The organism is Maritimibacter alexandrii (assembly GCF_005871115.1).
Classification (GTDB): Bacteria; Pseudomonadota; Alphaproteobacteria; order Rhodobacterales; family Rhodobacteraceae; genus Maritimibacter; species Maritimibacter alkaliphilus.
Map to the genome: position 1 here is coordinate 463,739 of NZ_SWKQ01000011.1, position 26,936 is coordinate 490,674.

The window sequence follows — 26,936 nt, forward strand, 5'->3', positions numbered from 1 at the left end:
AGAAGCGGCGGGTTTCCTTGTCGGGTCTGGTGCCTATAGTCGCCGCGACCGGGGGCACGCCCGCCTCACCGAACGAAAGACCGAGACCGCCGCGATGAAAATCCTCCTCCTTGCAGGCACCTATGAGGCGCGCCAGATCGCGCTCAGGCTCGGTCGTGACGGGCGGATCGACCTCACCGCCTCGCTCGCCGGGGCCACCCGCGCACCTTTGCCGCTGGATGGCGAGGTTCGGGTCGGGGGGTTCGGCGGGCGGCAGGGCCAGCAGGATTTCATGGCGGCGGAGGGCTTCGACGCGGTGATCGACGCGACGCATCCGTTCGCGCACCGGATTTCCTTTCGCACGCACTCGATCTGCGCCGCGCTCGGCGTTCCGTATCTTCAGGTTCTGCGCCCCGGATGGGCGGCGACCGGGGCGGATGATTGGACCTTCGTGGCGGACGAAGCAGGGGTCGTCGCCAAGGTCGCCGCGAACATGACCGTGTTCCTCGCCACGGGGCCGGGGTCGCTCGCCGCGATCGGCCCGCTGCCCGCCGCCCGCGTGCTCTGCCGGGTGATCGACGCGCCGGAGGGGCCGTTTCCGTGGGAAAACGGCGCATGGCGCCGTGGGCGGCCACCGTTTTCGGTCGAGGACGAGGTGGAGTTCCTGCGCGACGAGGGCGTCGATCTGCTCGTGACCAAGAACGCGGGCGGGCGCGGCGGCTGGGCCAAGCTGGAGGCAGCGCGAACGCTTGGCCTGCCGGTCGTGCTGATCGACCGCCCGCCGCAACCGCCCGGAGAAAAGGCGAAGAGTGTCGAAACCGCGTTCGACTGGATCGAACGGCTGTGAGTGTCGGGCGGATCATCCACGGGCCCGAGGACGTGGCCGAAGGGGCGGCATGGCTGGCCGAGTGCGACCCACGATTCGCGCGGGCGCTGGCCGAGACCGGGGCCCTGCCGCTTCGGCGCAAACCGCAGGGCTTCGACCAGCTTCTGTCGGCCATCGTGAGCCAGCAGGTCTCGACCGCCTCCGCCGCCGCGATCTGGGCGCGGGTCGAAGCTGCGGGGCTGACGACGCCCGAGGCTGTGGCCCGCGCCAGCGAGGACGACCTGCGCGCCGTCGGCCTGTCGCGCCCCAAGATGCGCTATGCCCGTGCGCTGGCCGAGGCGGGGATCGACTATGACGCGCTCGCGCATCTGCCGGATGACGAGGTGATCGCGACCTTGGTCGCCGTGCCGGGCATCGGGCATTGGACCGCCGAAATCTACGCCATGTTCTCGCTCGGCCGGGCCGACGTATTCGCGCACGGGGATCTGGCCTTGCAGGCGGCCGCGCGCATCCTGTTCGACCTGCCGGAGCGCCCGCGCGAAAAGGCGATGCGCGAGATCGCGCGGGACTGGTCGCCGTGGCGTGGCGTTGCGGCCCGGCTGCTCTGGGCCTATTACCGGGTGGCGAAGAACAGGGAAGGGGTGCGTTGATGGCACGCGAGTTGCAGTACAAGAGCCGACCCGCCAAGTCGGGCGAGACGAAATCGGTGGTCGTGTTCCTGCACGGCTACGGCGCGGACGGGGCGGATCTTCTGGGACTGGCCGATCCGTTGTCCGTCCACATGCCCGACACTGCCTTCTATGCGCCCGACGCGCCCGAGAAATGCGCGGGCAACCCGTTCGGTTTCCAGTGGTTCCCGATCCCGTGGCTCGACGGTTCGTCGGAAGAGGCCGCGCGGGCCGGGGCGGATCTGGCGCATGAGGATATCGACGCCTTCCTCGACATGGTGATGGCGCAGGAGGGGATCACGCCCGACCGCCTGATCGTCTATGGGTTCAGTCAGGGGACGATGATGTCGCTGAAAGTGATCCCGCAGCGCGATACCGAGATCGCGGGGATCGTGGCCTTTTCCGGTCGCATCCTTCAGCCCGAGACCTACGGCGAGCACGTCAAGGTGCGTCCGCCCGTCTTGCTGGTCCATGGCGATGCGGACGAGATGGTGCCGGTCGCGCATTTTCAGGAGGCCGGTCAGGTGCTGAACGACTCGGGCTTCGCCGTCTACGGCCACATCCAGAAGGGCACCGGGCACGGGATCGCCCCCGACGGGCTGTCGGTCGCGCTGTCCTTCATGGCCGATCGGCTGGGAATCGCCCCGTCGGCTGGGTAGGGCCGTTTCGCCCACATCGCTTGCGTATTCGGGAGGTTCGGATCGGGTGAGCGTGACGGGAATGCCGCGCTTCGCGGGGCGACCGGCGCAAGTCTGCCAGCGGTGTGGTGATGTGCGTTCCGGCTGTAGCCTCCGGTCACAGGCGCGGTGCTCAGACGGGGATGACCCTTGGTGCGGACGTCAATGAACGAAAGGGCGGGAGTGCCGGATGCAAAGGCGCTCCCAGCACCGAGCGTGTCTGGAAAAATCTATTTATTTCAGACAGTAAGGTCGCGAGATCGGCGGGGCACTGGCGGTCGATGCGCGTCTCGGTCCGGCTTGTCGCGATGGCATGGAGGCACCTAGCGTAAGGCGGTGGGCGACGAGTGGAGCGGAACCGTTTTCCGTGGTCGCGCGGTCCTCAACGGCCCTCAGCGAAGAGAACGTAGAGCGAACATTCGCGGATGTTCGATTCGTCACAAGCCTGACACGTATGTCCGACAAGCTGCGCCCAGATCGTGGGGCTTGTCAGAGGTTCTGACCCATATATAGTCCTAGATTAGAAACAGACGGGGCGGGTTCCCCGCCCTGCGAGCGAGGCACAGGGCGAGGGCGGAGTCACTCCGATGGACGGCGATTTCAGGACACATTTCGTACGAGAACACAGCAACCCGAGGTCGCATCCGGCGCTCGTGTTGAACGCGGACTTCCGCCCGCTTTCCTACTACCCCCTGTCCTTATGGCCCTGGCAGGAGGCGATCAAGGCGGCCTTCCTCGACCGGGTGAACATCATCGCCGAATACGACGAGGTGGTCCGAAGCCCGAGTATGGAGATAAGGATCCCCTCGGTCGTCGTTCTGAAAGATTACGTCAAACCCCAGAAGCGCGTGGCTTTCACGCGCTTCAATCTTTTTCTGCGGGACGAGTTTCGCTGCCAGTACTGCGGATCGAAGGGCGATCTGACCTTCGATCACGTGGTGCCGCGGGCGCGGGGCGGGGTGACGAGTTGGGAAAACGTGGTCGCGGCTTGTTCCAAATGCAACCTGCGCAAGGGGTCCAAGCACCTGCATCAGTCGGGCCTGTCGTTGCGCAAGCCGCCGCGCCAGCCGGGGGCCGAGGAGTTGCGCAACATGGGGCGCAAGTTCCCGCCCGGCTACCTGCATGAAAGCTGGATGGATTTCCTGTACTGGGACGCCGAACTGGAGGCGTGACGGTCAGGGATCGAGGGATCGAACGGTGCGCGCCCTAGGGCGCGCGCTTTCGTTTGAGCGTGAGGCTTCGGGGCACGCCAAGGCCGGGATCAGGCCCGTTTTGCCAGATGCGCGGGCAGGGCGCGGGGGCGGTGGCGCGCGCCGGACCACGTGAGCGGCACGGGGGCCGTGGCAGGCGGGTGCAGCTGACCTGTGGCGAGGGCCGCGCGCGTCTCGGCCGTCGTGAGCATCAGGCGGGCGGGCGGCGTTCCGGTGACGCGGCCGCCAAGGGCGCCGATGCGCATCCAGTCCGCGCGTTCGATGCCATCGAGGCTCGCAAAGGCTTCTGGCCCCGGAAACAGGCTTTCGACCGCGATCCCGTCCGCGATGATGACCTCGTGCCGGGGCATGAGCAGGTTGAAATAGGTGATCTCACGCCGCCCGGTCAGGCGGCGGACGCGCGGCAGATGGGTGAGCGCCTTGGCGGGCGCAAGGGCGCCGAGCGGGTCGTGCAGCGCATGGCAGGGCGCGGTCTGCATGAGGACGCGGTGGTTGGGGGACAGGATCAGATCGCGGGTCGGCAGGCCCGGACCGAAGGCGCCTTTGGCGATCTGCACCGGCTGCCCCGGATGGGGGCGCGGATCGAACCGAATGCGCCGTTTTCCGATCCAGCGGATGGGCTGCGGCCCGCTGTCGAGCGTCAGAACCGCGTCCCCCCGGCGCAGGCGGTCGGTGCGCACCGGGCCATCCGGCGTCGCGACCATCGCGCCCGCGGTCAGGCAGACGAAATCGAGGTCGTCTTTCGAGTGTTGAATGACCCCGTCGAAGTTGGTCGAATTGACGGAGGTGAAGGTTACACTTTCGATCCCCTGACTTGCCAGTTCCGGCTGGGTGTCGCGCACCAGCAAAAAGGCGTTTCCGACGGTGTCCTGAACCACCAGAAGTTCCGAGGTCCATGTCGCCCCGTCATTGAAAGTCACGGTGCCGTTCAGGCTGGCGATACTGTCGATCTTGGTGGTGGCCAAGCCTGATCCGAGGTCGTAGTGGATCACGTCGCCCGTCCAGGGCGTATCGGTGCTGACCACGTCGTCGAAGGCGCCCGCATCGGTCTCGATCGTGACGATGTTCTGGTAAAGCGAATTCCCCGGCCCGCCGCCGAACGTTGTGAGAAGCGGAGAGGTATTCTCCATCCCCACGAACAGTTCGTCGTAGTCCATGTCCGGCAATGTTCCCAGAAACAGACTCGACCAGGTTACATTGTCGGCCAAGGCCACGACCCCCAGTATACCGGTTCGGGTCGGGATAGCAGCGATTGGTTAGGATCGGGTGAAGGCCGCTCAGGCCGAGCAGGAGGCCCCGCCCAGAACGCAGAATTTCGCGCAATGGGGATGGTTCAACGCGACCGGGCGCTCGGCATCCGCCAGTGTCGGGCCAAGGTCGAAGGCCTGTTCATAGGGCAGGAGCGTGCAGGACACGACCGATGGGTGCTGCCCTTTGCGTTTCACCACCATGCGGGACGAGGCGCACATGACGTCGCGCGGCGACTTGTCGAGGATGCCCCAGCAGGCCGTGGTGATTTCCGGCACTTCGACCGTCACGTCCATTTCCGGGAAAATGACGAGCTGGCCGGGGTTCTCGGCATCCACCGGGTATCCGTGTTCGGCAAACAGGGCGCCGTAGCCAGCGCGCGCCTCGGCTTCGCTTTCCTGCCAGCGTGCGCGGCCCGCAATCGCGATTTTCGCGCCCTCGTCGCGCAGCCAGTCGAGCCCCTTGAGCGTCGCGGCGAAGCTGCCCTTGCCGCGCACCGCGTCATGGCCCTCGGCGGTCCAGTGATCCATCGACACCCGCAGGGTGATCCGGCCTGCGAACCCCTTGAGAAGCTGGGCGAGTTTCGTGCGCACGAGGGGCCGCATCATCGGGGCCATCGCGTTGGTCAGCACCAGCACCTCGTAGCCCGCCGACAGGGCATCGCGCATCATGGCGGGGAAATCGGGGTTCATGAACGGCTCGCCGCCGGTGAAACCGATCTCGGTCACCGGCCATCCACGCGCCTTGATCTGGTCGAGGTATCCCGCGACCTCGCCCCGGGTCATATAGGCCAGCGCATCGTTGGTGGGCGAGCTTTCGATGTAGCAGCCCTCGCAGGTGATGTTGCACAGCGTTCCGGTGTTGAACCACAGCGTTTCGGGATGGGTCAGCGCCACAGTGGCCCGCGGGCTGCCGTCCGCCGTCACCTTGGGGTCTTCGAACTTGCCCTGATTGGCAAGCGGCACGCGTTGATCCATTCCGATACCTTTCCTTTCATTTTGGCTAAACTATCGCGTGTGAAAGAAAAAGGTCGCAGGCGCAGCGCGTGACGCAGTTGTGATGTGTGCCAACAGTGCTAGACTCGCCGCCATAGGGAGGCTATCAACCGGGCGCAGTTGGGTTAGCGCTAACAATCGGGTCTGCGGCGGGGCCGACGGACCGGAACGGAGACACAGATGGTATCGCGCGTCATTCCGGTCGACCCTTTCGACCTCGTCATTTTCGGCGGCACCGGCGATCTTGCCCGCCGCAAGATATTGCCGGGGCTCTATCGCCGGTTCTTCGATGGTCAGATGCCGGACGAGGCGCGGATCATCGGCGCGGCGCGCTCCGAAATGGACGAAGCCGGGTATCGCGATTTCGTGCGCGACGCGATCAAGGAGTTTTCCGGAAAACGCAACGATCCCAAGATGGTATCGGCGTTTCTTGAGAAGCTGTCCTATGTCGCGGTCGATGCCACCGGGACCGACGGGTGGAAAGATCTGGCCAAGACGATGCGCGCCGACGTGGTCAAGGCCTATTACTTTTCCGTGGGACCGAGCCTTTTCGGTGCCATTGCCGAACGCCTGCACAAATACAAGATCGCCGACGATGCCGCGCGGATCGTGGTCGAAAAACCCTTCGGTCACGACCGGGAGTCGGCCCGGGCGCTCAACGCCACGTTGGCCGAGCATTTCGACGAGACGCAGATCTACCGCATCGACCACTACCTTGGAAAAGAGACGGTGCAGAACTTGATGGCGGTGCGCTTCGGCAACATGCTGTTCGAGCCGCTGTGGAACGCGCAATACGTCGACCATATCCAGATCACCGTGGCCGAAACCGTGGGGGTCGGCGGGCGCGGCGAATATTACGACCGCTCCGGCGCCATGCGGGACATGGTGCAGAACCACCTGATGCAACTTCTGTGTCTGACCGCGATGGAGCCGCCGTCGAAATACGATCCCGACGCCGTGCGCGACGAGAAGCTCAAGGTGATCCGGGCGCTGGAGCCGGTGGAGCACTCCGAAATCGTGCGCGGGCAATACAAATCCAAAAGCGAAAGCTACCTGAAGGACGTCGAGAACCCGGAGTCGCTGACCGAAAGCTATGTCGCGATGAAGATCAGGATCGCGAACTGGCGCTGGAACGGCACGCCGTTCTACCTGCGCACCGGCAAGAAGATGAAAGCGCGTGTGTCCGAGATCGTCGTGCGCTTCAAGGAGCCGCCGCATTCGATCTTCGAAGAGGATACCGGCCAAAGCGCCAACGAACTGACGATCCGGCTTCAGCCGAACGAGGGCATGGATCTGACCGTGACCATCAAGGAACCGGGGCCGGGGGGGATGCGGCTGATCGACGTGCCGCTCGACATGACCTTCGCCGAGGCGCTGGGCGAAGAGGCGGCGGATGTGCCCGACGCCTATGAACGCCTCATCATGGACGTGATCCGGGGCAACCAGACGCTGTTCATGCGCGGGGACGAGGTGGAAGCGGCCTGGGCCTGGACCGACCCGATCATCGACGGCTGGACGGAACGCGAAGACCGTCCGTTTCCTTATGAGCCGGGGTCGACAGGGCCGGAAGAAGCCCTCATCCTCATGCACCGCGACGGACGACGATGGCGGGAGCTGCGCGCATGACTTATGAACTCAAGGAATACCCGGACCGCGAGTTGATGATGATGGACCTCGCGGACCGAATCGCATCGGAACTGCGGGGCACCTTGGCGCATGAGGATCGCGCCTCGCTCGCCGTGCCGGGGGGCACCACGCCGGGGCCGATCTTCGACACGCTTTCGGCCCTGCATCTCGACTGGGACCGGGTCGATGTGATGCTGACGGACGAGCGTTGGGTGCCGATGGGCAGCGACCGCTCGAACACGCGGCTTCTGCATGACCGGCTGTTTCGCGATCAGGCCGCCGCAGCCCATCTGATCCCCCTATACGGCGAGACCGCGACCCCCGAGGACTCGCTCGACAGGTTGTCGGCCGGGGTCGAGGCGGCGCTGCCGCTTTCCGTCGTGCTGCTCGGCATGGGGGCCGACATGCATACGGCGAGCCTGTTTCCCGGTGCCGACCGGCTGGCGGAGGGGCTTTCCCCCAAAGCGCCCGCCGTGTTGCCCATGCGTGCCGACGGGGCGCCCGAACCACGGATGACGCTGACGGCGCGGGTCTTGAATGGTGCAATGTCGAAACACCTCGTCATCACCGGCGCGGCCAAGCGCGAGGCGCTTGAAAAAGCGTCGAAAACCAAGGATGTGATGGCGGCACCCGTCAAATCCGTGCTCAAAGGGATGGTTGTTCACTGGGCGGAATAGGCGTTAGCCTGCCGAGGATGAGGCAACCATAACCAGCCGGACCGAACGGGCGGACGGCGGACACATGAGGTGGGGAATGTCCTGGACATCGCTGAAATCGCATCGCGCGATGCAGGGAAGCGTGACGATCGCGGATCTGTTGCAGGATCCGGCGCGCGCCTCCGGCTTTTCCGTCCGCATGGACGACATGCTGTTCGACTATTCCAAGACCACCATCGACGCCGAAGCCCGCGATCTGCTGCTCACGCTGGCCGATGAGGCGGGTGTCGCGCACCGGCGCGAGGCGATGTTCGCGGGCGAGAAGATCAACGAGACCGAGGGGCGGGCGGTGCTCCACACCGCTCTGCGCGATCCCGGCCCGCACGGTGCGACCGTCGACGGGGTCGAAGTCCTGCCGGGCGTGCACGACACGCTCGACCGGATGGAGGAATTCGCCGAGGGTCTGCGCACCGGCAAGGTGCGGCCGGTGAACGGTGGGCGCTTCACCGATATCGTGAACATCGGGATCGGCGGCTCCGACCTTGGCCCCGCGATGGCCACGCTGGCGCTTGCCCCGTATCACGACGGGCCGCGCGTGCATTACGTGTCGAACGTGGATGGCGCGCATATTCACGACACGCTTGCCGATCTCGACCCGGACACGACGCTGGTGATCGTCGCCTCGAAGACCTTCACCACCATCGAAACCATGACCAACGCCGAAACCGCGCGAAGCTGGCTGAAACGCGCGATCGGCGAGCAGGCGGTGGGCCGTCATCTGGCGGCGCTGTCTTCGGCTGTGGACAAGACGACGAAATGGGGCATCGACCCCTCGCGCGTCTTCGGGTTCGAGGATTGGGTCGGCGGGCGGTATTCGATCTGGGGGCCCGTGGGCCTTGGCCTGATGATCGCCGTGGGGGCCAAACGGTTCCGTGAATTCCTTGCCGGCGGACACGACATGGACCTGCATTTCCGCGAAGCCGAGGGGGCGGACAACCTGCCGCTCATGCTCGCTCTCGTGGGCATCTGGCATCGTCAGGTCTGTGGCTATCCGACACGGGCGGTTCTGCCGTACGACCAGCGGCTTTCCCGCCTTCCGGCCTATCTCCAGCAGCTTGAGATGGAGAGCAACGGGAAGTCGGTCGCGATGGATGGCACAGGGCTTGAGGTGGTCTCGGGCCCCGTGGTCTGGGGCGAGCCGGGGACGAATGGTCAGCATGCGTTCTATCAGCTCATCCATCAGGGGACCGAGGTGGTGCCGTGCGAATTTCTTGTCGCGGCCAGAGGGCACGAGCCGGAGCTTGCGCATCAGCACGCGCTGCTCGTCGCCAACTGCCTTGCCCAGTCCGAGGCGTTGATGCAGGGCCGGTCGCTGGACGTGGCTATGGAACTGATGGCCGAAAAGGGCCTGTCCGGGGCCGAGCAGGAGCGTCAGGCGCGCCACCGGGTGTTCCCCGGCAATCGCCCCTCGACGACGCTGATCTACCCGCTTCTGACGCCGCGTGTGCTGGGCCGGATCATCGCGCTCTACGAACACCGCGTGTTCGTCGAGGGCGTGATCCTCGGCATCAATTCCTACGACCAGTGGGGCGTGGAACTGGGCAAGGAACTGGCGGTCGCGCTGGCCCCGGTTCTGGCCGGGGAGGAGGACGCCGGGTCGAAGGACGCCTCGACCCGCGCGCTCGTGGACTATGTTCAGGCGCACCGCGACTGAGCACGCCGCGCCGTCGCGCCCTACGCCGGTTTGACCAACCCGTCGAGCCGCGCCTTGGCTGCCACGAACTCCCGTTCCAGACGTGCGACGACCTGGGCGGCGGGCGGCACGTCGCGGATCGCGCCGATCCCCTGACCGGCGCCCCAGATATCGCGCCAGGCCTTTGATTTCTCGCCTGCCGCGACCTTGGAGACGTCGCCTTTCTCGCCGCCAAGCGCCGTCGGGTCCATCCCCGCGGCCGTGATCGACGGGATCAGGTAGTTGCCGTTCACCCCGGTGAAGTGGTCGGTGTACAGGATGTCTTCGGCCCCGCTGTCGCAGATCATCTGCTTGTAGCCGTGCGGGGCGTTCGCCTCTTCGGTCGCGATGAACATGGAGCCCGCGTATCCGCCGTCCGCCCCCATCGCGAGGGCTGCGAGCACAGCGTCGCCGGTCGCCTGTGCACCCGATAGAAAAAGCGGCCCGTCGAACCATTCGCGGATTTCCTGCACCAGCGCGAAGGGCGACCATGTGCCCGCATGACCCCCTGCGCCCGCCGCCACGGCGATCAGGCCGTCGGCCCCTTTCTCGATGGCCTTGTGGGCGAATTTCACGTTGATGACGTCGTGCAGCACGACCGCGCCGACCGAATGCGCGGCTTCGTTGATCTCGGGTCGTGCGCCGAGCGAGGTGATCCAGATCGGCACCTCGTGCTTCATCAGGATCTCCACGTCCCGTTGCAGCCGCTCGTTCGTCCGATGCGCGATCAGGTTCACGCCGAAGGGTGCCGAAGGCGTATCGGGGTGGACCGCGTCATAATCGGCCAGTTCCGTCTTGATCCGCGTGAGCCATTCCTCGAGCTGGATCGGTTCCCCGTCCTTTTCACGGGCATTGAGCGCCGGAAAGGTGCCGACGATCCCCGCCTTGCACTGGGCGATGACCAGTTCGGGGCCGGAACAGATGAACATGGGCGCGCCGATCAGGGGCAGGCGCATGGTGTCGAAGATCGCGGGAAGGGTCATGTCAGGTGCCTGTGAAGTTCGGTTTGCGTTTCTCGAAGAATGCCGCGACGCCCTCGCGCGTGTCGGCGGCGGCGGCGAGGGCCGTCTGCTCGGTCGCCTCGGCCCCGATGGCGTCGGCATAGGACATGCCGTCCATCGACCTCAGAAGCCGTTTCGCGGCGGCGGTGGCCAGCGGCGGACCGGCGGCGATGCGGGTGGCGAGCGCCGTGGTCTCAGCCGCCAGATCGTCGTCCGGGTGCACCGCGTTGGCGAGGCCCAGTTCGACCGCTTCGCCTGCGGGGATCTTGCGCCCTTCGAGGATCGCCTGAAGCGCGCGCTTGTAGCCAAGGCCCCGGTGCAAAAGCCACGTATTGCCGCCATCCGGGATCAGGTTGATCGCGGCGAAGGCCATGTAGATGTTGGCGCTTTCCGCCATCACCATCATGTCGCAGTTCATCGCGACCGCCGCGCCGATCCCTGCTGCCGAGCCGTGGACCTGCGAAATCCAGATCTTTGGCGAGGTGGCGATCATGGCGAGGATCGGACGGTATTCCTGTTCGAGGAACATGCCCGTGTGGCGCGACAGCCCTTCTTTCAGGTCGGTGCCGGAGCAGAAGCCGCGTCCGTTGCCCGACACGATGATCGCGCGCACCGCGTCGTCTTCGTGCACTTTGAGGATCGCTTCGCGGAACCCGGCGCGCAGTCCGGGGTCCATCGCATTGAAGGCGTCGGGACGGTTGAAGGTGATGCGGGCGATGGGCCCGTCGGTCTCATACAGGATCGGTTCGGTCATCTGGTCCTCTCAGGTCAGAACGCCTGCGTCGCGTAGGCGCGCGATTTCGGCGTCGTCATAGCCCAGCCCGCGCAACACCGCGTCGGTGTCCGAGCCGGGGGCCGGGGGCGCGGCCACGTTGTCGGGCGTCGAGCGGCTGAAGCGTGGGGCGGGCGCCGCCTGCGTCACGCCGCCGACTTCGGTGAAGGTGCCGCGCGCGGCCATGTGGGGATGCATCGGGGCCTCGGACCACGTCATCACGGGTGTCACGCAGGCGTCGGAGCCGTCGAAGATCGCGGCCCATTCGTCGCGCGTTTTCTGTCTGAACACCCCGGCATAGGCGTCGCGCCGGTCGGGCCAGTCTTTGGCCGACATCTGCGTGGCGAGGTGATCCTCGGGCAGCCCGGCAAGCCTGACCAGCTCCGCATGGAACTGAGGTTCGAGCGGCCCGACGGCCATGAACTTGCCGTCCGCGCATTCATAGGTCCGGTAGAACGGCGCGCCGCCGTCCAAGAGGTTGGCCTGACGCTCCTCGCTCCAGTGACCGCGCGCGATGAACGTGTGGATCAGCGCCATCATCGCGCTCGCCCCGTCGACCATCGCGGCGTCCACCACCTGACCCTTGCCCGAGGTCTGGCGTTCGTAAAGCGCGGCCATGATCCCGAACAGAAGGAACATGGTCCCGCCGCCGTAATCCGCCCCGATGTTGAGGGGCGGGGGCGGGCTGCGGTCGGCCTCGCCGGTCGCGTGGAGGAAGCCGGTCAGACCCAGATAGTTGATGTCGTGCCCCGCCGTCATGGCGAGCGGACCGTCCTGACCCCAGCCGGTCATGCGGGCAAAGACGAGCTTGGGGTTCACCGCGTGACATGCCTCGGGCCCCAGTCCCATGCGCTCCATCACGCCGGGGCGGAAGCCTTCAATCAGCACGTCCGCCGCTTCGATCAGCGCAAGCGCCGCCGCAACCCCTTCGGGCGCCTTGAGGTTCAGCGCGACCGAGCGTTTGCCCCGGTTGTTGATGTCGGTCTTGTCGACGGGGCCGGATTTGCGGGTGACGAGCACCACCTCCGCGCCGAGGTCGGCAAGGAACTGGCCCGCCAGCGGGGCGGGGCCAAGCCCTTGCATTTCGACGACGCTCAGACCTTTGAGGGGTCCGCTCATGCCGCCTTGGCCTCGGTCTCGCGCAGGCGGTCGTACATGGCATCGGGCACGGCGAAGCGGTCGCCGTATTTGTCTGCGAGTTCTTTGGCCCGCGCCTTGAACCTGTCGATCCCTTCGCCCTTGATGAACTGGATCGCGCCGCCCGTGTGATGCGGGAAGCCGATGGCCATGATCCCGCCGAGGTTCGCCTCGACTTCGGTCATCAGCACGCGTTCGTCGAGGCAGCGCAGGGTTTCGATGGCCTGACGGTAAAGGATGCGGTCGATGGCGTCTTCGACGGGGATGTCGGCGTTGCCCTTGGCGAACTGGCCCAGACCGTCCCACAGCGTGCGATTGCCCTCGCCGTCGTAGTCGTAGAACCCGCCGCCGTACTGACGCCCGCCGCGCCCCATCTCGATCATCGGATCGGTGACGGCGGTGGTGGCGGTGTTGTGGTGGCCGAAGTTGCTTTCGACCCCCAGCCGCTTGTCCAGCGCCTCATGTGTCTTGCGCACCTTCTGGCTCAGGATCAGCGACACCTCGTCGAACACCTGAAGCGGGCCGACCGGCATACCGGCGAGCCATGCGGCGCGTTCGATGGCGGACGGTTTCATCCCGTCCACGAGGAGCTGGCAGCCCTCGTCCATGAAGGTGCCGAACACGCGGGACGTGAAGAACCCGCGGCTGTCGTTCACGACGATGGGCATGTAGCCGATCTGCTGGACGTAGTCATAGGCCTTGCGCAGCGTGTCCTGCGAGGTCTTTTCGCCCATGATGATCTCGACCACCTTCATCTTGTCGACGGGCGAGAAGAAGTGGAGGCCGATGAACCGCTCGGGCTCGGGGCAGCTTTCGGCGAGGATCGAGATCGGCAGGGTCGAGGTGTTCGAGCCGTAGATCCCATCCGCCGACAGCATCGGCCAGGTGTCCGCGATCACCTTGTCCTTGAGGTCGATGTCTTCGAACACCGCTTCGATGATGATGTCCACGCTGCCGGGGGCGGCGTTCTCGGTCGCCGGTTCGATTCGTGAAAGAAGCGCGTTTTTTGCGTCTTCGTCCATACGCCCACGTCCGATGGCCTTGTCGCAGAGCTTCTCGGAATAGCCCTTGCCCTTTTCGGCACTGGCCAATTCGGTATCTTTCAAACGGGTCTTCAGCCCGCGTTTGGCATGGGCATAGGCGATACCGGACCCCATCATGCCCGCGCCCAATACGGCGGCGGATGTCGCTTTCCAACGATCCCCCTCGGGGCGGACCTTGCCCGACTTGATCGCGTTCATGCCGAAGAAGAAGGTGCTGATCGCCGCTTTGGATTCCTTCGACGCCATCAGCCCGATGAACCGACGCGTCTCCATCCGAAGCGCCGCGTCGAAGTTCATCTTCATCGAGGTCACGGCCACATCGAGGATCTTTTCGGGCGCAGGCAGCAACCCACGTGTCTTTTGGTACAGCATGGCCGACGCGCCGATCATGGTCTGACGGATGCGCGGGTGCAGCGCGTCGCCGCCGGGATAGCGAAAGCCCTTTTGGTCCCACGGCTGGGTATGGCTGTCGGGGTTGGCCTTGATCCACGCCTTCGCAGCCGGGATCAAGTCGTCACGGGTCGCGACGATTTCGTCCACCATGCCGATCTTGAGCGCCTCTTGCGGTTTGACCTGACGGCCCTCCAGCAGCAGCGGCAGGGCGGTTTCCAGCCCCAGCTTGGCGGTCATGCGGACGACGCCGCCTGCGCCGGGCAGGAGGCCAAGGGTCACCTCGGGCAGACCGACGATGGCCTTGGGATCGTCCACCACGACGCGGTGATTGCACGACAGGCACAGCTCATACCCGCCGCCAAGCGCGGCCCCGTTGATCGCGGCCACGACCGGGACCGGAAGCTTTTCAAGCCGCCGATACGTGGCCTTGGAGTTCTCGATCAACTCGAATTCACGCTGGCCCGCTTCCATCGTCGCCAGAATGTCCTTGAGGTCGCCGCCCGCGAAGAAGGTGGATTTGGCGCTGGCGAAAACCACGCCGGTCAGACCCTCTTCGGCCTCCAGCTTGTCGCAGAGGTCGCGCATCCCCGGCTCGAACCGCGCGTTCATCGTGTTCGCGCCCTGACCTTGCATGTCCATCGTCACGGTGACGATACCGTCGGCGTCTTTCTCGTAGATGAAATCTTCCATGTCTTTCCCCCCTCAGAGCCGTTCGATGATGGACGCGATGCCCATGCCGCCGCCCACGCACATGGTGATGAGCGCGCGCTTCAGGTTCCGCCGTTCCAGCTCGTCCAGCATGGTCGAGACAAGGCAGCCGCCGGTCGCCCCCAACGGGTGACCCATGGCGATGGCCCCGCCGACGACGTTCAGCTTTTCGTCCGGCACGTCGAGGTCGCGTTGCAGGCGCAGGGCGACCGAGGCGAAGGCTTCGTTGATCTCAACAAGGTCGATGTCGTCCATAGTCAGCCCCGCCTTGGCGAGCGCCTTTTTCGACGCGGGGCCGGGGCCGGTGAGCATGATGGTCGGGTCGGTCGCCGTCAGGGCGATGGCCAGCACGCGGCCGCGCGGGTCCAGCCCGATATCCTTGCCGATCTTCTCGTTCCCGACCATCACCAGAGAAGCACCGTCCACGATGCCCGACGAGTTGCCAGGGGTGTGGACGTGGTTGATGCGCTCGACCTCGGGGTATTTCGCAAGCGCCACGGCGTCGAAGCCCATCTTGCCCGGCCCCTCGAACGAGGCGCGCAGGCTGCCCAGCTTCTGCATGTCGGTGTCGGGTTTGATGAAGTCGTCCTTTTCAAGCACGATCAGCCCGTTCTCGTCGCGTACCGGCACGACCGAGCGGTCGAACCAGCCGCTGTCGCGGGCGTGCGCCGCGCGCTTCTGGCTTTCCAGCGCGAAGGCGTCCACGTCGTCGCGGCTCCACCCTTCGATGGTAGCGATCAGGTCGGCCCCGATGCCCTGCGGCACGAACCCGGTGTCGAGTGCGGTTTCCGGGTCTTCGGCAAACGGGCCGCCGTCCGCCCCCATCGGGACGCGGGACATCGATTCGAACCCGCCCGCACAAACGAGGTCTTCCCAGCCCGAGGCGACTTTCGCCGCCGCCGTGTTGAACGTGTCCAAACCGCTCGCACAGAAACGGTTGAGCTGCGCGCCCGGAACTTTCTCGTCCCAGCCCGCTTTTTGCAGCGCGATCTTGGGCAGCACCGCGCCCTGTTCCATGACCGGGGCCACGCAGCCCAGCATCACGTCGTCCACCAGCCCGGTGTCGAAGTCGTGGCGCGCCGTCATCTCGTTCAGAAGCGTGGTGACGAGGTGAATGGGCTTCACCTCATGCAAAGTGCCGTCCGCCTTGCCCTTGGAGCGCGGCGTGCGAATCGCATCGTAGATATAGGCCGTTTCAGCCATAGGTCTCTCCTCCCAGTATCCCGCCCGGTTCAGGCCGCGTCGAACACGGCCAGTCGGGGCAGGGGGTCCAGTTCCGTTTGAGTGATGTCTCTTGCTTCGGCCCGGTCAATACCGACGCCACGTAGTATGACCTCGGCGGTGTCGGAACCGGCCTGTCGCCAGGTCCGTCGCCCGTCGAGGACAAGGCTCATCGCGCCGAATGTCGCGCCCCCCGCCGTGGCGGTGATCGAGGCGACCTGATCGCGGTGAAAGGTGAATCGGCCCGAAATCAGGCCGCGCCGCAACTCTTCGGCGGGCATTTCGGCCCAGAAGCTGCCAAGGCTCGGCTCCATCATCGCGTATCGCGCGATGAAGCGGCCCCAATGCGGGTCGTCGTGGACCCGGCGCACGCAAAGGCGAATCGAGGCCGACACCTTCTCGGCCGGGTCGTCCATGTGGTCCGTCGCGGCCTTGATCGAGTCGCGGAATTCGGCGGCCACGGTCTCACACACCGATGTGAACAGGCTCTGCGGGTCATCGAGGTTATTGTAGATCGTACCGCGCGACAGACCTGCTTCGCGGGCCAGATCGCTCACGGCCACAGTGGTTCCGCCTTCCACGGCGAAGATCCGCATGGCGGCCTGATGAATGCGCAGCGTGGCGGTGTTCATTTTTCCGGCGGTCCCTCGAAAAAACGTTGTTGACTGAAATTGAACACGAGTGTTTAAATCGTGTCAACAGCGTTCATTGCCGATGGGAGGAGACGGCCATGAAGGACTGCATGAGGGGCGCGATTGCGTCCGGGCTTCGCTGATGGAGCTTTTGCAGCTTATTATCGGAGGGTTGGCAAACGGCTGTATCTACGGCCTCGTCGCCCTCGGTTTCGTGCTCATCTACAAGGCCAGCGAAGGCGTGAACTTCGCCCAAGGCGACATGATGATGCTGGGCGCCTTCGTGGCGCTTGGGTTCGGCAACTCGGATCAGATGGGGCTGCCCTTCGGGGTCGCCATGATCCTGGCCATGGTCGTCATGTTCGGCGTCGGCTACGGGGTCGAGCGGGTTGTGGTGCGCCGCATCTTCGGCCAGCCGCAATTCGCGCTCGTCATCCTGACCATCGCCATGGGCTTCGTGTTCCGCTTCGTCGCCGGGTCGATCTGGGGCTACTCGCCATTGGTGCTGGAAACGCCCTTCGCCGGGCGCAACCTCTACCCCGGCGGGATCGTCGTGGGCCTTGCCGACCTCGTGACCATCGGTGTGACCATCGCGCTGACGCTCGCGCTCTGGGCGTTCTTCGCTTTCACCAAAATCGGATTGGCGGCGCAGGCGGCAAGCCAGAACCAGATGGCGGCCTATATCGTCGGCGTGCCGGTGATGCGGGTGAACAGCCTGATCTGGGGGCTCTCCGGCGTTGTCGCGACCGTGGCGGGCGTGCTTTACGCCACCAAGGGCGCGATCGACCCGAACATCGGGCTCTTGGGCATCAAGGCCTTCGCGGCGGCGGTCATCGGCGGCCTCGGCTCGCTGCCCGGCGCGCTTCTGGGCGGGCTGATCATCGGGGTCGTCGAACCCATCGCGGGGCGCTATGCGCCCGGTGAACTGGCCAAGATGTCGCCCTACATCATCATGCTCGTCGTGCTGGTCACGCGCCCCGGCGGGCTGTTCGCGCAGATCCAGATGAAAAAGGTCTGATCCATGCGCATCGTGTTCAAGAAAAGCTACGACCGCGACATCGACCTGCACGAACATGGCTGGAGCCGCGCCAAGATCGCGGTTCTGGCGGGGATCATGATCGTGCTGCCGTTTCTCGTGGGCGAATACTATCTGGCCGAGGCGACCAACACCCTGATCTGGGCGCTGGCGGGCATGGGCCTGATGGTCGCCGTGGGACATACGGGGCAGGTGAGCCTCGGCCACGCCGCTTTCCTTGCCATCGGGGCCTATGCCGACTCGGCGCTGATGAACGCGGGCCTGCCGTTTCTGCTGAGTTTCCCGATTGCGGGCCTCATCACCGGTATCTTCGGTGCGATCATCGCCATTCCGGCGGTGCGCATGTCGGGCATCTATCTTGCCATCGCCACCCTCGCGGTTTTCGTGATCGTCGAAGAGATGGTCATCATGCTGGAGCCGATCACCGGCGGCGTCGGCGGGATCATGGCGCCCTCCATCCAGATTTTCGGGATCAGTTTTGACCGCTACGGCGCGCTTCAGAACTTCTACTGGTTGATCCTCGGTGTCGTCGCGCTGGTCGCTTGGGGGTATGCGAACCTCATGCGCAGCCCGACCGGCCGATCCTTCCTTGCCGTGAGGGACAGCGAAGTCAGCGCGCGGGCGCTGGGGATCAACGTCACGCGGACCAAGTCGCTGGCCTTCGGACTGTCGACCGGCGTGACGGGCTTGGCGGGTGCGCTGATGGGGCACTACATCGGGTTCTATAACTACGAGCTTTTCTCGATCTTCATCTCGATCAACCTGCTGCTCGTGGTGACCATCGGCGGCCTTGGCTTCATTCAGGGGGCGTTCCTCGGCGCGATCCTCATCACCGCCGTGCCGCAGGCCATCGCCATCGCGCGCGACGGGTTGAACGCGAATTTCGGCATCGACCTGGGGTCGGTTCCCGGCCTCGACACGATGATCTTCGCGGTGATCCTGATCCTGTTCATCATCTTCGAGCCGACCGGGCTTTATGGCCGCTGGCTCAAGATCCGGGTCTGGTTCGAGATCTTCCCGCTCGCCCGGCGTGACATGTTCCGCCGCCAGAAGAGCTATCTGAAAACGGAGCGGATGAAATGAGCCTGCTCGACGTCAACGATCTGGCCGTTCACTTCGGCGGCGTGAAGGCGGTGGACGGCGTGTCCTTTTCGGTCGATCCCGGCGAGGTCTTCGCGATCATCGGCCCGAACGGGGCAGGGAAGTCCACGATCTTCAACCTGATCTCGCGCATCTACGAACCCACGCGCGGCACCATCCGCTTCGACGGGCAGGACATCACTGGGCTCAAGGCGCATGATATCGCGCAGCTTGGCATCGCGCGCACGTTCCAGAACATCGAGCTTTTCGATCACTCGACGGTGCTGGCGAACCTGCTCATGGGCCGGCACACGCACAAGTCGACCAACTTCGTGCAGGACATCCTGTTTCTGCCCAAGGTCCGGCGCGAGGAGCGTGAGCATCGCCATCGGGTCGAAGAGGTGATCGAGTTTCTCGAACTCGAAGCCTACCGGAACAAGATGATCGCCGGGCTTCCTTACGGCGTGCGCAAGGTGGTCGAGATCGGGCGGGCGCTGGCCTTGGGGCCGAAGCTGATCCTGCTGGATGAACCTGCAAGCGGTCTGTCGGTCGAGGAAACGCAGGACGTGGCGTATTGGATCGAGGACATGCGCCGGGACATGGGGCTGACGGTTCTGATGGTCGAGCACGACATGAGCCTCGTCAATCAGGTGTCCGACCGGGTGCTGGCCGTGGCCAACGGCAAACCATTGGCGATGGGCACGCCGCAGGAGGTGCAGGCGCACCCGGACGTGCAGGCCGCCTATCTGGGCACGGCCGTGGGGGATGCGGCATGACCGTTCTGTCCGTCCGCAACCTCGAAACCTTCTACGGCGCGATCATGGCCCTGCGCGGGGTCTCCATCGACGTCGAGCAGGGCGAGATCGTCACGATCCTCGGCGCCAACGGGGCCGGGAAAACCACGCTGATGAAGACCATCGCGGGGCTGATGGACCCCGAAAAAGGTCAGATCACCTTCATGGGCGACGCCATCGCCGGGCTCGACCCCGACCGCGTGGTGTCCAAGGGCATCAGCCTCGTCCCCGAGGGGCGCGAGGTGTTCCCCTATCTCTCCATCGAAGAGAACTTGAAACTCGGCGCGTTCACCCGCCGGGGCGATCTGTCGAACGATCTCGACCTCGTCTACACCTATTTCCCAATCCTCAAGGAGCGCAGGCGTCAGGCCGCGGGGTTCCTGTCCGGCGGGCAGCAACAGATGCTCGCCATCGGTCGGGGCCTCATGGCCGAACCCAAGCTCATGATGCTGGACGAGCCGTCGCTTGGCCTCTCGCCGCTTCTCACGCAGGAGATTTTCGGGATCATCGCGCGGCTCAATGCCGAGGAGGGCGTGACCATGCTCCTCGTCGAACAGAACGCGCATATCGCACTGGAAACCGCGCATCGGGGCTATGTCCTGGAGATGGGTCGGATCGTGATGACCGGGCCGTGCGAACAGCTCAAGGCCTCGGACGACATTCAGGAATTCTACCTCGGGCGCACCGAGGAAACCGAGCGCGGGCAGAAACGCTGGAAGAGGCGCAAGACATGGAGATGAGCCGGATCAAGACGGGCGACCCCATCGCATTCGAGGGCTTCGACACCATCGTCAAGCTCTGGGCGGACCGCTGCGCGAAGTATGGTGACCGGACCTGCCACCGCGAGAAAGAACTGGGCATCTGGAAAAGCTATTCGTGGCGCGACTATTACGAGACCACGAAGAAGATCGGCCTCGCGCTCATGGACCTTGGCGTGCAGAAGGGCGAGCCGGTGCTGATCCTGTCCGAGGACCGGCGGGAGTGGATCTATTGCGACATCGCCGCCGCCGCGATCGGTGCGATCCCGTCCGGGGTCTACACGACCGACAGCGCGGGCCAGCTTGCCTATCTGTCGAACGACAGCGGGGCGCGGGTGCTTTTCGTCGAGAATGACGAGCAACTGGACAAATGGCTTCAGGCGCGCGGGGACATGCCGGGGATCGAGCATGTCATCGTGTTCGACCGCGAGGGGCTTGCGACGTTCCGAAACGACAAGGTCATGTTCCTCGACGAATTGATCGAGATGGGGGGCAAGGCCGCCGACCCGAACCGGTTCGAGACGGCATTGGACGCGGTGAAGCCCGAAGACCCCCGGATGCTGATCTATACCTCGGGCACCACCGGGCCGCCCAAGGGCGCGATCCTCACGCACCGCAACATGGTCTATCAGCTTGTGGCGGGCGAGCAGATGCTCGACTTCCACGAGACCGACAATCAGCTGTGCTTCCTGCCGCTCTGTCACGTGCTCGAAAGGCTCGTCTCGGTCGATGCGCCCATTGCCAACGGCTGCACGGTGAATTTCGCGGAAAGCCCCGAGACGGTGTTCGAGAACTTGCAGGAGGTCGCGCCCGATACTTTCGCGGGCGTGCCGCGCATCTGGGAAAAGATTTATTCCCGCGTGACCATCATGCACTCGGAAGCCGGACCCATCGGCGCACGCGCCTTCGACGCCGCGATGGCCATCGGGCACCGCTATTCGAAAGCGGACAAGCCCGGTCTTGGGCTGAAGGCGGCGCATTGGCTGGCGCAGGTTACGGTGCTGCGCAACCTGCGAAGGATGCTGGGGCTGGGCAACGCGCGGCGCGTGACCTCGGGTGCTGCGCCGATTTCGCCCGATCTCATCGACTGGTTCTGGGCGCTTGGTGTTCCGCTCGTCGAAGGTTTCGGCATGACCGAGACGGGGGGCGTCGCGACCGTGAACACGGTGGACGACAACGCCATCGGCACGGTGGGCAAACCGCTTCCGGGTGTCGAGCTTCGCTTGGCCGACACGGGCGAATTGCTGGTGGGTGGGCCGTGCGTGTTCGGGGGCTACTGGAAGAAGCCGGAAAAGACCGCCGAGACCATCGACGACGACGGCTGGCTGCATACGGGCGACATCGGGCGCATCGGCAATGACGGCACGCTCACCATCACGGGCCGGATGAAGGACATCATCATCACCGCTGGGGGCAAGAACATCACGCCCGCCGAGATCGAGTCGAAGCTCAAGTTCTCGCCTTACATCTCGGACGCCGTGGTGATCGGGGATCGGCGCAAATACCTGACCTGCCTCATCATGATCGATCAGGAGAATGTCGAGAAATTCGCGCAGGACCGCCAGATCCCGTTCTCGGACTTCGCCTCGCTCACCCGCGCGCAGGAGGTGCGCGATCTGATCGGGCAGGTCGTGGCGGACACCAACAAGCAGTTCGCACAGGTCGAACAAATCAAGGATTTCCGACTGATCGACATCCTTCTGACGGCGGAGGACGAGGAATTGACGCCGACGATGAAGCTCAAGCGGAATTTCGTCAACGAACGCCACGCGGCGCTCATTGACCAGATGTACTGAAGACAACAGTTCAAACAGGGAGGAAAGACATGAATAAAGTCAAAGCCTTGGCAGCCGTTGCTGCCATGACGGTGCCGGGGGCCGCGTTTGCGCAGACCGCCGGTGTCACTGACGACGAGATCAAGATCGGCGGGGCGCACGACTTGTCGGGCATCTTCGCGCCGTTCTCGGTTCCGGCCGTGACCGCCGCCAACCTCGTGTTCGAGGAAGTGAACGCGAACGGCGGCATCCACGGGCGCAAGATCACCTATATCGTCGAGGATCACGGCTATCAGGTGCCCAAGGCCGCGCAGGCCGCCAACAAGCTCATCAACCGTGACGAAGTGTTCGCGATGCTCCTGAACCTCGGGACGCCGCACAACCTCGCCATGTTCCAGCTGATGGAGCCGAAGGGCATCCCCAACGTCTCGCCCATCACGGCGGCGCGCCAAATGATCGAACCGCCCGCACCGTGGAAATTCGCGGGCACCTCGTCCTACTACGACGCGATCAAGGCGACGGCGGAATACATGGTGGCCGAAGAGGGCGCCGCGAAATTCTGCCTGATGATCCTGCCCACCGACTTCGGCAAGGAAATCGAAGCGGCGGTGCATGAAATGGCCGAGGCCGGGACCATCGAAATGGGGGCCGAGATCGCCCACAAACCCGATGAATCCGACTTCACCGGCGCGCTGGGCAAGGTCAAGGAATCGGGCTGCGACACGGTCGGCATGGCGCTGGGCGTGAGCCAGCAGATCAACGCGATCACCACGGCGAACAAGCTGGGCATGGACGTGCGCTTCATGCTGTCGGGCGCGGGCTTCCACACCGTCGTCGCCAAGGGCCTTGCCGCGCAGGGCGTCATGGGCGGTGTCTATGCCGGTGCGGGCTGGCAGGACCTCGAAGCAAGGGCCGGGCAGCCGGAAGTGCAGGAGTGGATCGCCTCCTACAAGGAAGCGACCGGCGAAGACTTCCCCTCGACTGGGGCGCTGCTGGGCTATGGCGGGGCGACCACCATGGTCAAGGCGCTGGAAGCGGCCGGGCCGGACCTTACCCATGAAAGCTTCATCGCGGCGATGGAGAGCCTCGACTACGAAGACCCCATCGGGGGCAACCGGGTCGACTATTCCGCCGACGACCACGTGGGTGCCGACGAAGTCTTCGTGAGTCGCATCGAAAACGGCTCATGGGTTCTGGTTCAGACGCTCGAGTGATCTGACCGACGGCGGGGCGCCAGTCGCCCCGCCAACACATTGACCTTACAACCGAAAATCAACCAATCAGCCGGAGGGTCCGATGCTGAAACGCACGATCTATGACGAAGAGCACGAAATTTTCCGCAAGAGCGTTCGGGCCTGGGCCGAGAAAGAGGTCTTTCCGAACTCCGAGAAATGGCGCGAAGAGGGCTGCGTCAGCCGCGAGATCTGGAAGCGCGCGGGGGAAGAGGGCTTTCTGTGCATGTATGCCGACGAGAAATACGGCGGCCTCGGGCTTGAAGACTTCCGCTACGACATGATCCTGATCGAAGAGATCGGGACGCGCGAGGCGGGGTTCTTCCTTGGCCTGCACAACCGGATCGCCGGACCTTACATGCAGCACTACGCAAACGACGAACAGCGTGACCGCTACATGCCCGGCATCGTTTCCGGCGACACGATCCTCGCCATCGCCATGACCGAGCCGGGCACCGGGTCGGACCTTGCCGGGATCAAGACGCGGGCGGTCGAGATGGACGATCACTGGGTACTCAACGGGTCCAAGACCTATATTTCCAACGGGTTCCTCGCCGGGCTGGTGATTGTCGCCGCCAAGACCAACCCGGATGCGAGCCACGAGGTCGGCCTGTTCCTTGTCGAGGATGGGATGGAGGGCTTTTCGCGGGGCCGGAACCTTAAGAAAATGGGGCTGGAAAGTCAGGACACGGCCGAGCTTTTCTTCGACGATGTCAAAGTGCCCAAGGCCAATGTGCTGGGCGACCCCAAAGGCGGGTTCAAGACGATGATGCTGAACCTTGCCGAGGAACGCCTGAACGGGGCCGTCGGCTTCGTCGCGCGTGCCGAGCGGGCGTTCGAGATCACGATGGAATTCATCATGGAACGCCGCGCTTTCGGCAAACCCATCGGCACCTTCCAGAACTCCCGCTTCAAGATGGCCTCGATGCGCACCGAGATCGACGCCGCGCAGGCATTGGTGGATCATTGCGTGCGCGAGCACCTGAAGGGCGAGTTGTCCGCCGAGATGGCCTCCGAAGCCAAGCTTTTCACCTCCGAGGTCGAGGGGCGCGTCGTGGACGAATGTGTGCAGCTTCACGGCGGCGCGGGGTACATGGAAGAGTACGAAATCAGCCGCCTGTATCGCGACGCCCGGATCAGCCGGATCTATGCAGGCACCTCGGAGATCATGCGCGAGATCATCGGGCGGGGCCTGGGGCTGGACGACCGCAAGCGTAACTGAGGGGGTGGCCGCAGGCTTGCGCCCGCGCGGACCGGGTGGGGGAGGCATGCCTTCCCCACACCGCCCCCCGGGGTGTTTTCGGTCCGAAGAAAGGGTCAGCGCCGGAGCGACAGGGCGACGCCGCCGATCACGAGGACGGTGGCCGCGAGATAGAGGGGTGTGAGCGGTTCGCCCAGAAACAGGATACCGCCCGCCATCGCGATGATCGGGACCGAGATTTGCGCAATGGCCGCCGTTGTGGTCGCCAGATGCGGCAGCACCGAATACCAGACGGCGTAGCCCAGCCCGGAGGTGACGGCGCCCGACAGGATGGCGAGCATGACACCATAGCGGGTGACGAGCATGGTCTGGTCGAACAGAAGCGGGGCGAGGGCGAGGAGGATGCCCACCGGGGCGGCCAGCACGAAACTCGTCATCGTCGCGCCCAGCGCATCCGTCGCGCGCCGCCCGTTCAGGGTGTAGAATCCCCAGCCGATCCCGGCCACGACAAGCCCGGCGGCGGCCACGAGGGAAATGTCGATCGCGCCGGAGGGCCAGAGGACCAGTCCGAGCCCGAAGAGCGCAAGGGCCGCGCCGAGTTTGCGTCTGGTCGAGACCGCTTCGCCGCCCCGGATCGCGGCGGTGAAAAGGGTGATCTGTACGGTGCCGAACAGGATCAGGGTGCCGAGGCCCGCGTCGATGGACACGTAACCCAGCGAGAAGCCGAAGACATAGGCGAGGAGCGCGGCGACCCCGACCCAGCGCCCTGTGCGGGTGAGCCGGACCCCGCCGCGCGTGACCGCGACGATCAGGGCCAGCATGACCGCGCCCGATGCCAGCCGGATCGCACCGAAGCTGATCGCGTCGATGGACACGGCGGCCAGCGCCATGCGGTTCAGGATGGAATTCGCCGCGAAAGCGACCATGGTGAGGGCGGTGGCAAGGAAAAGGCGCATGATCCGACAGGGACCCCGGCAAGCCGCCGCTGTCAATCGGACCTTTGCGCCCCTGTCGTTGCGTATGCAACGATTATTTGATAGGTGTGCCGCAGCGAACAGGAATCGGGAGGACCGCAATGACCCGTCACGACCTACCCCAAGGCATGGTGCGCGCGCCCGACCGGGCCGGCACGACCGAGGGCTACATGCCCGGTTTCGGCAACGACTTCGAGACCGAGGCTCTGCCGGGCGCTCTGCCGCAGGGCATGAACAGCCCGCAGAAATGCAACTATGGGCTTTATGGCGAGCAGCTTTCCGGCACCGCCTTTACCGCGCATCCGCCCGAACGGACCTGGACCTACCGCATCCGGCCTTCGGTCAAGCACTCGGCGCGGTATGACCGTATCGACCTGCCGTATTGGAAGACCGCGCCGCATGTGCCCGAGGGTGTGACCTCGCTGGGCCAGTATCGCTGGGACCCGGTTCAGGCCGAGGGCGACCTCACATGGCTGACCGGTATGCGCACGATGACCACGGCGGGCGACGTGAACACGCAGGTCGGCATGGCGAGCCACGTCTACCTCGTCACGAAATCGATGGTGGACGAATATTTCTACTCCGCCGACAGCGAGCTTTTGGTGGTGCCGCAGCAGGGGCGGCTTCGTTTCGCCACCGAACTGGGCGTGATCGACGTGGAGCCGCAGGAGATCGCGATCCTTCCGCGCGGCCTCGTCTACCGCGTCGAGGTTCTGGACGGCCCGTGCCGTGGCTTCGTCTGCGAGAACTACGGCCAGAAGTTCGAGCTTCCCGCCCGTGGCCCCATCGGGGCCAATGCACTCGCCAACCCGCGCGACTTCAAGGCGCCCGTGGCGGCCTTCGAGGACCGGGAGGTGGCTTCGACCCTGACGATCAAATGGTGTGGGCAGTTTCACGAGACCAAGATCGCGCAAAGCCCGCTCGACGTGGTCGCGTGGCACGGCAACTACGCGCCCTACAAGTATGATCTCAAAACATATTGTCCCGTCGGCGCGATCCTGTTCGACCACCCGGACCCGTCGATCTTCACCGTCCTGACCGCGCCTTCGGGCGTGCCGGGAACGGCGAATATCGACTTCGTCCTGTTCCGCGACCGCTGGATGGTGGCCGAGAACACGTTCCGCCCGCCGTGGTATCACAAGAACATCATGTCCGAGCTGATGGGCAACATCCACGGCCAGTATGACGCCAAGCTGACCGGTTTCGTGCCCGGCGGCATGTCGCTTCACAACATGATGCTGCCGCATGGCCCCGACCGGGATGCCTTCGAGGGCGCGTCGAATTCGAACCTCGGCCCTCATAAGCTCGAGAACACCATGAGTTTCATGTTCGAAACCCGGTTCCCGCAGCATCTGACGGAATTTGCGGGCAAGGAGGCGCCGCTCCAGGACGATTACATCGACTGCTGGGACAGTCTCGAGAAGAAGTTCGACGGGACGCCGGGGACCAAGTAGGTTTCGCCCGAAGCGAGGCTTCGGGCGACCGGGCGGGGGCCAGCCCCCGCACCCCCGAAGTATTTTTGAAACGAAGAAGAGGGCGGTGGCCCCTATGGAGGTGCCTT

Annotated in this window: 24 protein-coding genes; 15 read left to right on the plus strand and 9 right to left on the minus strand. The window is 64.8% G+C overall.

Annotation, left to right across the window (positions count from 1 at the left end):
* The first annotated feature begins 94 nt into the window (after positions 1–94).
* From FCT00_RS10385 to FCT00_RS10400, 4 genes are all read left to right on the plus strand, one after another.
* Positions 95–826 carry a cobalt-precorrin-6A reductase gene (locus tag FCT00_RS10385; RefSeq protein ID WP_138422973.1) on the plus strand — a complete coding sequence of 244 codons (732 nt, stop codon included), beginning with the start codon at positions 95–97 and terminating at the stop codon, positions 824–826.
* Entirely contained in the window at positions 823–1,455 is a 633-nt protein-coding gene (locus tag FCT00_RS10390; RefSeq protein ID WP_138422974.1) for a DNA-3-methyladenine glycosylase family protein, read from the plus strand. Before FCT00_RS10385 ends, FCT00_RS10390 begins: the two co-directional genes overlap by 4 nt.
* Positions 1,455–2,132: an alpha/beta hydrolase gene (locus FCT00_RS10395; protein ID WP_138422975.1), complete on the plus strand. Its 678-nt coding sequence runs from the start codon at positions 1,455–1,457 to the stop codon at positions 2,130–2,132. Before FCT00_RS10390 ends, FCT00_RS10395 begins: the two co-directional genes overlap by 1 nt.
* 605 nt (positions 2,133–2,737) lie before the next feature.
* Positions 2,738–3,322, plus strand: a complete 585-nt coding sequence (locus FCT00_RS10400; protein ID WP_040884289.1) for an HNH endonuclease — start codon at positions 2,738–2,740, stop codon at positions 3,320–3,322.
* An 89-nt stretch (positions 3,323–3,411) separates the two neighbouring features.
* Here FCT00_RS10400 and FCT00_RS10405 read toward each other — a convergent pair whose 3' ends face one another.
* Positions 3,412–4,518 carry a Hint domain-containing protein gene (locus tag FCT00_RS10405; RefSeq protein ID WP_138422976.1) on the minus strand — a complete coding sequence of 369 codons (1,107 nt, stop codon included), beginning with the start codon at positions 4,516–4,518 and terminating at the stop codon, positions 3,412–3,414.
* A 120-nt stretch (positions 4,519–4,638) separates the two neighbouring features.
* Entirely contained in the window at positions 4,639–5,586 is a 948-nt protein-coding gene (locus tag FCT00_RS10410) for a radical SAM protein (protein ID WP_138422977.1), read from the minus strand.
* Positions 5,587–5,784: 198 nt separating this feature from the next.
* On the opposite strand from FCT00_RS10410, the gene zwf reads away from it, so the two are divergent.
* The 3 genes from zwf to pgi all read left to right on the plus strand — a co-directional run bounded on the left by zwf (position 5,785) and on the right by pgi (position 9,600).
* Positions 5,785–7,230 (plus strand): glucose-6-phosphate dehydrogenase, encoded by a 1,446-nt coding sequence (zwf, locus tag FCT00_RS10415; protein ID WP_138422978.1) that lies wholly within the window; start codon positions 5,785–5,787, stop codon positions 7,228–7,230.
* Positions 7,227–7,907 carry a 6-phosphogluconolactonase gene (pgl, locus tag FCT00_RS10420; protein ID WP_138422979.1) on the plus strand — a complete coding sequence of 227 codons (681 nt, stop codon included), beginning with the start codon at positions 7,227–7,229 and terminating at the stop codon, positions 7,905–7,907. The genes zwf and pgl overlap by 4 nt, the downstream gene beginning before the upstream one ends.
* A gap of 76 nt (positions 7,908–7,983) precedes the next feature.
* Positions 7,984–9,600, plus strand: a complete 1,617-nt coding sequence (gene pgi, locus FCT00_RS10425) for a glucose-6-phosphate isomerase (protein ID WP_138422980.1) — start codon at positions 7,984–7,986, stop codon at positions 9,598–9,600.
* A gap of 20 nt (positions 9,601–9,620) precedes the next feature.
* On the opposite strand, the gene FCT00_RS10430 is transcribed toward pgi, so the two are convergent.
* Genes FCT00_RS10430 through FCT00_RS10455 form a run of 6 tightly spaced genes read right to left on the minus strand, consistent with a single transcriptional unit; the run spans position 9,621 to position 16,525 of the window.
* Entirely contained in the window at positions 9,621–10,601 is a 981-nt protein-coding gene (locus tag FCT00_RS10430; protein ID WP_138422981.1) for an NAD(P)H-dependent flavin oxidoreductase, read from the minus strand.
* Position 10,602: 1 nt separating this feature from the next.
* Positions 10,603–11,373 (minus strand): enoyl-CoA hydratase/isomerase family protein, encoded by a 771-nt coding sequence (locus tag FCT00_RS10435; protein ID WP_138422982.1) that lies wholly within the window; start codon positions 11,371–11,373, stop codon positions 10,603–10,605.
* Positions 11,374–11,382: 9 nt separating this feature from the next.
* Positions 11,383–12,510 (minus strand): CaiB/BaiF CoA transferase family protein, encoded by a 1,128-nt coding sequence (locus FCT00_RS10440; RefSeq protein ID WP_138422983.1) that lies wholly within the window; start codon positions 12,508–12,510, stop codon positions 11,383–11,385.
* A complete protein-coding gene (locus tag FCT00_RS10445) occupies positions 12,507–14,654 on the minus strand; it encodes a 3-hydroxyacyl-CoA dehydrogenase NAD-binding domain-containing protein (protein ID WP_138422984.1) in 2,148 nt (715 codons plus the stop codon). The genes FCT00_RS10440 and FCT00_RS10445 overlap by 4 nt, the downstream gene beginning before the upstream one ends.
* Before the next feature lie 12 nt (positions 14,655–14,666).
* The gene (locus tag FCT00_RS10450) at positions 14,667–15,875 is read right to left on the minus strand and encodes an acetyl-CoA C-acetyltransferase (protein ID WP_138422985.1); all 1,209 of its coding nucleotides are present in this window, start codon (positions 15,873–15,875) and stop codon (positions 14,667–14,669) included.
* Positions 15,876–15,904: 29 nt separating this feature from the next.
* Positions 15,905–16,525: a TetR/AcrR family transcriptional regulator gene (locus tag FCT00_RS10455; protein WP_008328149.1), complete on the minus strand. Its 621-nt coding sequence runs from the start codon at positions 16,523–16,525 to the stop codon at positions 15,905–15,907.
* A 142-nt stretch (positions 16,526–16,667) separates the two neighbouring features.
* Between FCT00_RS10455 and FCT00_RS10460 the strand changes: the two genes are divergently transcribed.
* The 7 genes from FCT00_RS10460 (at position 16,668) to FCT00_RS10490 (ending at position 24,422) form a co-directional block, all read left to right on the plus strand.
* Positions 16,668–17,543, plus strand: coding sequence for a branched-chain amino acid ABC transporter permease (locus FCT00_RS10460; RefSeq protein WP_040884292.1), 876 nt, complete (start codon positions 16,668–16,670; stop codon positions 17,541–17,543).
* Between the two features lie 3 nt (positions 17,544–17,546).
* Positions 17,547–18,644, plus strand: coding sequence for a branched-chain amino acid ABC transporter permease (locus FCT00_RS10465; protein ID WP_008328153.1), 1,098 nt, complete (start codon positions 17,547–17,549; stop codon positions 18,642–18,644).
* Positions 18,641–19,417 carry an ABC transporter ATP-binding protein gene (locus FCT00_RS10470; RefSeq protein ID WP_008328155.1) on the plus strand — a complete coding sequence of 259 codons (777 nt, stop codon included), beginning with the start codon at positions 18,641–18,643 and terminating at the stop codon, positions 19,415–19,417. The genes FCT00_RS10465 and FCT00_RS10470 overlap by 4 nt, the downstream gene beginning before the upstream one ends.
* Entirely contained in the window at positions 19,414–20,175 is a 762-nt protein-coding gene (locus FCT00_RS10475) for an ABC transporter ATP-binding protein (RefSeq protein WP_008328157.1), read from the plus strand. The genes FCT00_RS10470 and FCT00_RS10475 overlap by 4 nt, the downstream gene beginning before the upstream one ends.
* Positions 20,172–21,989 carry an AMP-dependent synthetase/ligase gene (locus FCT00_RS10480; RefSeq protein ID WP_138422986.1) on the plus strand — a complete coding sequence of 606 codons (1,818 nt, stop codon included), beginning with the start codon at positions 20,172–20,174 and terminating at the stop codon, positions 21,987–21,989. Before FCT00_RS10475 ends, FCT00_RS10480 begins: the two co-directional genes overlap by 4 nt.
* A gap of 29 nt (positions 21,990–22,018) precedes the next feature.
* Positions 22,019–23,182: an ABC transporter substrate-binding protein gene (locus tag FCT00_RS10485; RefSeq protein WP_138422987.1), complete on the plus strand. Its 1,164-nt coding sequence runs from the start codon at positions 22,019–22,021 to the stop codon at positions 23,180–23,182.
* Between the two features lie 82 nt (positions 23,183–23,264).
* Positions 23,265–24,422 (plus strand): acyl-CoA dehydrogenase family protein, encoded by a 1,158-nt coding sequence (locus tag FCT00_RS10490; protein WP_171042959.1) that lies wholly within the window; start codon positions 23,265–23,267, stop codon positions 24,420–24,422.
* A 95-nt stretch (positions 24,423–24,517) separates the two neighbouring features.
* On the opposite strand, the gene FCT00_RS10495 is transcribed toward FCT00_RS10490, so the two are convergent.
* Complete coding sequence (locus FCT00_RS10495) at positions 24,518–25,357, minus strand: DMT family transporter (RefSeq protein ID WP_138422988.1); 840 nt, start codon at positions 25,355–25,357, stop codon at positions 24,518–24,520.
* Between the two features lie 119 nt (positions 25,358–25,476).
* Between FCT00_RS10495 and hmgA the strand changes: the two genes are divergently transcribed.
* The gene (hmgA, locus tag FCT00_RS10500) at positions 25,477–26,829 is read left to right on the plus strand and encodes a homogentisate 1,2-dioxygenase (RefSeq protein WP_138422989.1); all 1,353 of its coding nucleotides are present in this window, start codon (positions 25,477–25,479) and stop codon (positions 26,827–26,829) included.
* Positions 26,830–26,936: the final 107 nt, after the last annotated feature.

Bases quoted from the DNA above. Each gene is read 5' to 3' on its own strand.
- FCT00_RS10385 (WP_138422973.1), top strand. From the start codon at position 95: ATGAAAATCCTCCTCCTTGCAGGCACCTATGAGGCGCGCCAGATCGCG.
- FCT00_RS10395 (WP_138422975.1), top strand. From the start codon at position 1,455: ATGGCACGCGAGTTGCAGTACAAGAGCCGACCCGCCAAGTCGGGCGAG.
- FCT00_RS10400 (WP_040884289.1), top strand. From the start codon at position 2,738: ATGGACGGCGATTTCAGGACACATTTCGTACGAGAACACAGCAACCCG.
- FCT00_RS10405 (WP_138422976.1), bottom strand. From the start codon at position 4,518: ATGGACTACGACGAACTGTTCGTGGGGATGGAGAATACCTCTCCGCTT.
- FCT00_RS10410 (WP_138422977.1), bottom strand. From the start codon at position 5,586: ATGGATCAACGCGTGCCGCTTGCCAATCAGGGCAAGTTCGAAGACCCC.
- zwf (WP_138422978.1), top strand. From the start codon at position 5,785: ATGGTATCGCGCGTCATTCCGGTCGACCCTTTCGACCTCGTCATTTTC.
- pgl (WP_138422979.1), top strand. From the start codon at position 7,227: ATGACTTATGAACTCAAGGAATACCCGGACCGCGAGTTGATGATGATG.
- pgi (WP_138422980.1), top strand. From the start codon at position 7,984: ATGTCCTGGACATCGCTGAAATCGCATCGCGCGATGCAGGGAAGCGTG.
- FCT00_RS10430 (WP_138422981.1), bottom strand. From the start codon at position 10,601: ATGACCCTTCCCGCGATCTTCGACACCATGCGCCTGCCCCTGATCGGC.
- FCT00_RS10435 (WP_138422982.1), bottom strand. From the start codon at position 11,373: ATGACCGAACCGATCCTGTATGAGACCGACGGGCCCATCGCCCGCATC.
- FCT00_RS10440 (WP_138422983.1), bottom strand. From the start codon at position 12,510: ATGAGCGGACCCCTCAAAGGTCTGAGCGTCGTCGAAATGCAAGGGCTT.
- FCT00_RS10445 (WP_138422984.1), bottom strand. From the start codon at position 14,654: ATGGAAGATTTCATCTACGAGAAAGACGCCGACGGTATCGTCACCGTG.
- FCT00_RS10450 (WP_138422985.1), bottom strand. From the start codon at position 15,875: ATGGCTGAAACGGCCTATATCTACGATGCGATTCGCACGCCGCGCTCC.
- FCT00_RS10455 (WP_008328149.1), bottom strand. From the start codon at position 16,525: ATGAACACCGCCACGCTGCGCATTCATCAGGCCGCCATGCGGATCTTC.
- FCT00_RS10460 (WP_040884292.1), top strand. From the start codon at position 16,668: ATGGAGCTTTTGCAGCTTATTATCGGAGGGTTGGCAAACGGCTGTATC.
- FCT00_RS10465 (WP_008328153.1), top strand. From the start codon at position 17,547: ATGCGCATCGTGTTCAAGAAAAGCTACGACCGCGACATCGACCTGCAC.
- FCT00_RS10470 (WP_008328155.1), top strand. From the start codon at position 18,641: ATGAGCCTGCTCGACGTCAACGATCTGGCCGTTCACTTCGGCGGCGTG.
- FCT00_RS10475 (WP_008328157.1), top strand. From the start codon at position 19,414: ATGACCGTTCTGTCCGTCCGCAACCTCGAAACCTTCTACGGCGCGATC.
- FCT00_RS10480 (WP_138422986.1), top strand. From the start codon at position 20,172: ATGAGCCGGATCAAGACGGGCGACCCCATCGCATTCGAGGGCTTCGAC.
- FCT00_RS10485 (WP_138422987.1), top strand. From the start codon at position 22,019: ATGAATAAAGTCAAAGCCTTGGCAGCCGTTGCTGCCATGACGGTGCCG.
- FCT00_RS10490 (WP_171042959.1), top strand. From the start codon at position 23,265: ATGCTGAAACGCACGATCTATGACGAAGAGCACGAAATTTTCCGCAAG.
- FCT00_RS10495 (WP_138422988.1), bottom strand. From the start codon at position 25,357: ATGCGCCTTTTCCTTGCCACCGCCCTCACCATGGTCGCTTTCGCGGCG.
- hmgA (WP_138422989.1), top strand. From the start codon at position 25,477: ATGACCCGTCACGACCTACCCCAAGGCATGGTGCGCGCGCCCGACCGG.